Here is a 6955-nt window from a genome sequence, read left to right on the forward strand (position 1 = left end):
CTCTTGTTCGGGTGTGGGGTAAAATCGAAACGAATAGGCTTTTTCCATACCTCACATTTTAGCATATATTTCGTAAATGTGCTAATATTTAACAGTAAAGCCGTCGTAAAACGGCGGGGTTTCAGACCCAAATTTTCGATGAAAAATCCAATTTTAGCGGCGCTGAGTCAAAAATCTCTCTCAGTTGGTATTGTGGCATCAACCGTTTTCTTCGGCACTACTAGCCACGCCTTGGCCAGCGTTCTGATTGCCGGAGCTCCCAACAGTGCGAGTTGGCTCAACGACGTTCAAGCAAAAATTGCTGGAACTGGCCTGATTTCTGGGAGCGTAGATATACTGAATGTCGGCTCTTCTACCCCAACTCTCGCGCAATTACAGGCTTATGATGCCGTACTATTCTTTTCTGATTTCGGTTTTGCCGATCCAACCACTTTCGGTAACGTATTGGCAGATTACGTCGATGCGGGTGGTGGAGTAGTCCAAGCGACTTTTTCGTTCTGGAGCACTTTCATAGACATTGGTGGTCGGTGGAGGGCGCAAAACTACGATGTTTGGCAACCAGGAGGACAAAGCTCCCCCGGAAATCTAACATTAGGAACAATTTACGATCCATCGAACCCGATCCTCGCAGGCGTTACCAGCTTCAATGGCGGGTCATTGAGTTACTACAATACAGTGGGATCTCTCAACCCCGGTGCGGTAGCAGTGGCTGACTGGAGTAATGGTGCACCGCTAATCGCCGTCAATACCTCCACATTTGCGGGCAAAATAGCTGGGTTGAATTTTTATCCCCCATCAAGCGATGCTCGATCAGATTTCTGGGTCAGTAGTACCGATGGCGCACTGTTAATGGCCAATTCCCTGAACTTCGTCACCAAACAAGTTTCTGTTCCCGAACCCAATTCTCTTCTTGGACTGTTTGCTATCGGCACTCTTGGCGCAGCTTCAACCCTCAAACGCAAACTAAAATCATCCAAATCAGCCGAGAAGTAAACCACAAAAGTCGGCTAAATTGGCCACAAAATATCACAAACACCCCTTCATTCAGTCAGTGGAGGGGGTTTTGTTTTTTTGGTTTTTCGATGGGTAGCATCTCAGTCGTGAATTATGCTAGGATTCGCCCTAGAATGATCAAAAATCAAGACTACACAAGCAACAGTAATCCAAGGCACGGCCAGGGAAATTAGGGAAGCACTGGCGCTTATACCTTGGAGAATTCAGACCCTACATTTCATCGGGGTTAATTCCAAGCGCTCTGAGCCTTTCAGCCAACCGGATGGCTTTTTGTTCCGCCTCTTGTTTAGCCAGCCGTTCTTGAGCAGCGATCGCCTCTGCGTTCATCGCTCTTTCCTCAGCCGTTAGATAGCGATTTCCTGACTGGTCATACCAGTATAACCATTCCCGATACCAAGCAATATGTTCTCCTTTTTCATAACCCAGCGCCAAGCCAATTTCAGGCAACCAAACTCGATTATTCTCACTTTCTAGAAGTTCATATTTGCCTGAGATTAATTTATATACCTCTAATCTTTGTCGGTTTTTAAATCTTCCCCTTCTGCCACTCAAAGGATTGTATATTGCATAATACAGAATCCCCAGGGTTTGGTAATTTAAGAATTTTTCCTCATACTCACTATTATACTTCTCGGAAATTACCTCTAAAAACAAAATCGGCAAGATATACTTTTCTCCCCACAAAATATAGCTTAACCGACCTCTTTCTCCCGTATCATGGTTGACTCCAACCGCTAAGAAACCATCGGGGACAAAAGCTGATTCGTCTGGATTATAATAAACAGCCATATCTACCCCAAAATACCAATCATCTCGACCAGACCAAATTAAGGCTAATAAACTTAGCAGCAGATTGGGAAGATCATTCTGTAACTGATTATCCACTGGAGTTTCGTCGGAAGAGGGCAATTCTTCGGCGCTGGGAAGAGGGCGATTTTTGTTATAGGTGAGGTTAACCATAGCTCCCGCAAGCGTGGTGTTTGATTACTGCTAATTCTAACGGAAAATTACGGTTTTAGATTTCGTTGTTTTTGTGCGATCAAGTCTAAGCGATGATTGTTTTTCCTGGTTGCAAGGCTCTGCCTAATTGTCAACACATTATTCTTAAGATATTATCCAACAAGGTTTTTAGATTTATTCAGCCAGCCCCATTTTAATGATCGCTGCCGTTTTCTTGTACCGATCCTAACTGTTGACGCACATCATCGATCGCTAGATTTAACTGGGCAATTTTATCTTCCAAACTGCGGCGGGCCATTTCCATGCCTTCCTCTGGAGTCAAGCGCCCATTGCGGCTCTCCTCCAAAAAAGCTTGATTATCACCATCTGCTAAACCGCGACGGCTGCGATTAGCCAACACTGTCCCCAAAACACCGCCCACTAAACCACCGACAATCGCACCGGCTAAAAAACCGCCCGTAAACCCATCTCGCTGACTCATAATCCCTTTTTCTCCTAATAGGTTCCAAAAGCTCGATCGCCGGCATCGCCCAATCCCGGCACGATGTAACCGCCGCTATTTAATCCTTCATCGATAATAGCCGTATAGATGTTCAAGCTGGGATAATTTTGACTCAATTTCTGTAAAGCCGGCGGGGCAGCCACCACGGAAATCAGGCGAATCAGGGTAGGATCAACGCCTCTGCCGGTAATTTCTGCCATTGCCATTGAAATTGATCCCCCCGTGGCTAACATCGGTTCGAGAATTAAGACTCTCGTGGCTGGATCAAAACTGGCCGGTAATTTATTTAAATAACAACTCACCTCCAGGGTTTCCTCATTTCTGGCCAAACCGAGGTGATAGGTACTAGCTAGGGGTAAAAGGCTTTGGGCCCCTTCCAACAGGGCTAATCCTGCCCTTAAAATCGGAACTACGGCGATCGGTACGCTAGGATCGATAAAAGTAGCGGCACATTCCGCTAGAGGGGTTTTAACGCTAGTTTCCAGCGTCGGCAACCATTGCCGCGCCGCTTCGTAGGTTAACCAGCGCCCTAGTTCCGTCATCGCTGTTTTAAACAGTACCGAGGGGGTATTTTGATCACGGGCGATCGCCAACCAATGCTTAACCAGAGGATGTTCGGGAACGTAGACCCGCAGTTGTAAAACCATGAAAACACTAGAACTCGATCGAGGGCTAAACTTTATCTTAAGCGAAAAAGCCTTCAGGAGTCAGTGATCAGTGATCAGTAATCAGTAATCAGCTTTTTTCTCCCTATCTCCCCATCCCCCAACCCCACACCCCACTTCCCACACCCCTAAAACCCAACCCCCACCACTAGGTTAAAATAAAAGCAAGCCAGAAGCTTGCGAGCGGCTTCTGACTTGGGGAGTTTTAACGACGACGGGTTCTTTGTCGTCTCCGGGCTACTGCTTTACGCTTTCTCTTTTCTTGAGGGGTTTCAAAAAATTGATGCTTTTTGATATCCGCATAAATTCCCGCTTTCGCTACCTGTCGCTTAAAACGACGCAGGGCTGATTCGATCGCCTCGTTCTGACCAACTACCACTTGGGTCATTAACCTAATTCACCTCCTGTAATCGCTCTCTGCCTAAAAAATGCCAACTTCTCATTATAGCACAATCTAGGGTAAAAAGCGATCCAAGGCGGCCTTTAATTCTTCAATTTCTGTCTCGATACTACCTTCCTGGGCAGCCCGGGCAATACATTCGCTCAGATGTTCGTCGAGGATCATTCTGGCGACGCGATCAATCGCCCCGCGAATAGCGGCAATTTGCATCAAAACTTCGGGACAGGGACGATTTTCCGATACCATCGTCTTGATGCCGCGAATATGTCCTTCGATGCGCGAGAGACGGTTAATAATTTGCTTCAGGGAAGCTTCGCTATGGACGTGGGGAGTCCCTTTTGACTCGTGGTCATGTCCCGTCTCGTCGTGGTTGTGAAGGGGGTCGAAAGGGGTAATTTGATTAGTCAAGGGCTTACCTTCAATTCAGTTCTACTCTCTAGTGTGCCACAGTTGCGAACCCCAGTCCTTAGTATGGTTTTGTCTGGTTTAAATTCCCGTTCAGGGGTCTTCGGTTTGCCAATCGGGGCAATTTTCCTCTTGATTCCAACCGGAGGGATGAAATCCACAAATTAGACGCTCTTGCATAATTAATTTTTCAGGGTTCAAAAACGGCAAAAATAAGGATTAAATGGCATAAAATCTGTAAATACACCATTTAATCGACTATTATTCATTCTTAATTCTCCTGACTACTGACTACTGATACTAAATCCTGTTTAGAAAGTATAGGGGAGCAGGGAGCAGGGAGTGGGGAGTGGGTTTTTAAAAGTCCCATTAGGAGTGAGAGATTGAAGCTGGTGATGGGATTTGAACCCGCGACCGGCTGATTACAAATCAGCTGCTCTACCACTGAGCTACACCAGCATTTTTGACCAACTAATTATAACACAAATAGGGCTTGCTGAAAAATTTTTTCCCGGGGCTCACAGGTGTAGGTATTTTACAAACCTGTGAAGACAAGACAAGGAGGACAAGGAGGGAAATCCGAATCTAATTCTTTTTTTTGCTACCTTTAATCGCTTAAGCCTAACGTATCACTGCACCCGACCTTATACTAGACGTTGATAATTACCCAAAGCTACTGCCGCCGGTGACGCTCGCCGTTAGGCCTTCAATCTACTTACAGATCAGAGGCAGGCGTTGACAATTAACGTAGGATTAGTCAGTATGAGTCCCATTAGAGGAAACTTTGCCCTTGTCAGTGCGTCTTTAGCCTCTAAGCAAACAAGTGTCACGCTTGCGATAGAATAGATCGGACTTAGCCTAAATGGGGTCAGGGAAAGAATGTGCGGAATTGTTGGCTATATCGGAACCCAAACAGCGATCGATATTCTCCTAGCTGGTTTGGAACGTTTAGAATATCGGGGTTATGATTCGGCAGGAATTGCCACAATTCTCGAAGGTGAATTACATCGAGTCCGCGCCCAGGGAAAACTCTACAATCTGCGGGAAAAATTAGAACAGGAAGTTAATCCCTCCCAAATTGGCATCGGTCACACCCGTTGGGCAACCCACGGCAAACCCGTAGAAAGTAATGCCCATCCCCACACCGATAATAGTCAACGGGTGGCAGTGGTACAGAATGGCATTGTCGAAAATTTTCAGGTATTAAGAACAGAATTAAAGGAAAAAGGCTGCATATTTGACTCAGAAACCGACACAGAAGTTATTCCCCATCTAATCGCCAGTTATCTACCCAAACCTACCGATGAAGAATACTTGGGGGTGAGTCCTTTCCTCAAGGCAGTTTTAAGGGCAATTGAACGTTTAGAGGGTGCTTTTGCCCTAGGGGTGATTAGTCCCGATTATCCCGATGAATTGATTGTCGTGCGGCAACACGCCCCTTTAATCATCGGTTTTGGTCAGGGGGAGTTTTTCTGTGCCTCCGATGTCAGTGCTTTGGTTCCCCATACCCGGGCAGTGCTGTCCCTGGATAATGGCGAAATCGCTCGGTTAACACCCTTGGGAGTAGAAATTTATAATTTTGAGGGCAAAAGAGTCCGTAAAAGCCCCAGAGTCCTCGATTGGAGTCCGACGACCGTAGAAAAACAGGGTTATCGTCACTTCATGCTCAAGGAAATCTACGAACAACCCGGAGTGGTGCGCGACTGTTTAGGGACCTATCTGCATCCCCATTGGACAGCACAAAATGAGGATAATGTCAACCCGATAAATATTAATTTTTCTGAAGAAATTTACGATAATTTAGAACATATTCAGATTTTAGCCTGTGGAACCAGTTGGCACTCTAGTTTAGTCGGTAAATACTTGATCGAGCAGTTGGCAGGTATTCCCACCAGGGTACAGTACGCCTCGGAATTTCGCTATGCACCCACCCCCCTGATGCCCAATACTTTAACTATCGGGGTGACGCAATCGGGGGAAACAGCCGACACTTTAGCGGCTTTGGAAACGGAAAAACAGCGTCGTTTAGGATTAGAAAAAAAATATCAGGCCCGGATTATCGGTATTACTAATCGCCCCGAAAGTACCCTAGCACAAATGGTCGATCAGATTATTAATACCCAAGCAGGAATCGAGATCGGGGTGGCGGCAACTAAGAGTTTTACGGCACAATTATTGGGTTTTTATCTCTTAGCTTTGGATTTATCCTATCGTCGTCAAACTTTGTCTTTAGAGAGAATCGAGGAAATTATTAATGGAATGCGATCGCTGCCAAGGTCGATCGAAACTGTCTTAGAAACACAGGAAAAAGCGATCGAAGAATTAGCCCATGAATTTAATGACACCCAAGACTTTATTTTCTTGGGACGGGGGATTAATTTCCCCATTGCCTTAGAAGGGGCCTTAAAACTCAAAGAAATCAGTTATATTCATGCGGAAGGCTATCCAGCCGGAGAAATGAAACACGGACCAATCGCGCTTTTAGATGCAAAAGTTCCCGTAGTAGCGATTGCTATGCCGGGGATAGTTTATGATAAGGTTCTCTCCAATGCACAGGAAGCAAAGGCAAGGGATGCGCGATTATTGGGAGTAGTTGCCGACAGCGATACGGAAGCGCCAAAAGTCTTTAATGATTTGTTGTATGTGCCGGAAATTGAAGAACTATTATCGCCAATTCTAACAGTAATTCCCCTACAATTGCTCTCCTATCATATCGCAGCCCGTCGCGGTTTAGACGTGGATCAGCCGCGCAATTTAGCCAAAAGTGTCACAGTGGAGTAAAGTTCATCAGGTTGAAACTATCCGATCAAGCGGAGCTATCTGATCGTTGTGCTTTGCTGTTCTATGTTGTTCAGGTTTCATCCCTTCGTTGACACTCCCCGCTCTAAAGAGACGGGGATTCTTGGTTCACAGAGATTACTTGCTTAGACAGAATTGCTTCTGAAAAAGTAGAGGTATTCTCTCCCCAAGCGTTTATTGGATCGAGCCCAAAGGTTCCGGTATGCCCTA

At 45.9% G+C, this 6955-nt stretch carries 8 protein-coding genes and 1 tRNA gene; 2 read left to right on the forward strand and 7 right to left on the reverse strand.

Annotated features, from left to right (window positions below):
- On the reverse strand, window positions 1–48 hold a 48-nt coding region (locus IM500_RS24415; RefSeq protein WP_223212979.1), incomplete at its 3' end, for a helix-turn-helix domain-containing protein.
- A 90-nt stretch (window positions 49–138) separates the two neighbouring features.
- Between IM500_RS24415 and IM500_RS03540 the strand changes: the two genes are divergently transcribed.
- Window positions 139–993, forward strand: a complete 855-nt coding sequence (locus IM500_RS03540; RefSeq protein ID WP_287737717.1) for a PEP-CTERM sorting domain-containing protein — start codon at window positions 139–141, stop codon at window positions 991–993.
- Between the two features lie 231 nt (window positions 994–1224).
- On the opposite strand, the gene IM500_RS03545 is transcribed toward IM500_RS03540, so the two are convergent.
- The 6 genes from IM500_RS03545 to IM500_RS03570 all read right to left on the reverse strand — a co-directional run bounded on the left by IM500_RS03545 (window position 1225) and on the right by IM500_RS03570 (window position 4405).
- Entirely contained in the window at window positions 1225–1974 is a 750-nt protein-coding gene (locus tag IM500_RS03545) for a Uma2 family endonuclease (protein ID WP_147073925.1), read from the reverse strand.
- A gap of 193 nt (window positions 1975–2167) precedes the next feature.
- Window positions 2168–2455, reverse strand: a complete 288-nt coding sequence (locus IM500_RS03550) for a ssl2009 family thylakoid membrane protein (RefSeq protein WP_190718274.1) — start codon at window positions 2453–2455, stop codon at window positions 2168–2170.
- A 14-nt stretch (window positions 2456–2469) separates the two neighbouring features.
- Entirely contained in the window at window positions 2470–3123 is a 654-nt protein-coding gene (gene upp / locus IM500_RS03555) for a uracil phosphoribosyltransferase (RefSeq protein WP_002798883.1), read from the reverse strand.
- 223 nt (window positions 3124–3346) lie between these two features.
- Window positions 3347–3529, reverse strand: coding sequence for a 30S ribosomal protein S21 (rpsU, locus tag IM500_RS03560; RefSeq protein WP_002738938.1), 183 nt, complete (start codon window positions 3527–3529; stop codon window positions 3347–3349).
- A gap of 66 nt (window positions 3530–3595) precedes the next feature.
- On the reverse strand, window positions 3596–3949 hold the full coding sequence (locus tag IM500_RS03565; RefSeq protein WP_002781887.1) for a metal-sensing transcriptional repressor: 354 nt from the start codon (window positions 3947–3949) through the stop codon (window positions 3596–3598).
- Window positions 3950–4333: 384 nt separating this feature from the next.
- Window positions 4334–4405, reverse strand: a tRNA-Thr gene (locus IM500_RS03570).
- A gap of 420 nt (window positions 4406–4825) precedes the next feature.
- On the opposite strand from IM500_RS03570, the gene glmS reads away from it, so the two are divergent.
- Window positions 4826–6727: a glutamine--fructose-6-phosphate transaminase (isomerizing) gene (glmS, locus tag IM500_RS03575; protein ID WP_287730154.1), complete on the forward strand. Its 1902-nt coding sequence runs from the start codon at window positions 4826–4828 to the stop codon at window positions 6725–6727.
- The last annotated feature ends 228 nt before the right edge of the window (window positions 6728–6955 follow it).

This window comes from Microcystis sp. M179S2, assembly GCF_020245805.1.
GTDB lineage: Bacteria > Cyanobacteriota > Cyanobacteriia > Cyanobacteriales > Microcystaceae > Microcystis > Microcystis aeruginosa.

Bases quoted from the DNA above. Each gene is read 5' to 3' on its own strand.
- IM500_RS03540 (WP_287737717.1), top strand. From the start codon at position 139: ATGAAAAATCCAATTTTAGCGGCGCTGAGTCAAAAATCTCTCTCAGTT.
- IM500_RS03545 (WP_147073925.1), bottom strand. From the start codon at position 1,974: ATGGTTAACCTCACCTATAACAAAAATCGCCCTCTTCCCAGCGCCGAA.
- IM500_RS03550 (WP_190718274.1), bottom strand. From the start codon at position 2,455: ATGAGTCAGCGAGATGGGTTTACGGGCGGTTTTTTAGCCGGTGCGATT.
- upp (WP_002798883.1), bottom strand. From the start codon at position 3,123: ATGGTTTTACAACTGCGGGTCTACGTTCCCGAACATCCTCTGGTTAAG.
- rpsU (WP_002738938.1), bottom strand. From the start codon at position 3,529: ATGACCCAAGTGGTAGTTGGTCAGAACGAGGCGATCGAATCAGCCCTG.
- glmS (WP_287730154.1), top strand. From the start codon at position 4,826: ATGTGCGGAATTGTTGGCTATATCGGAACCCAAACAGCGATCGATATT.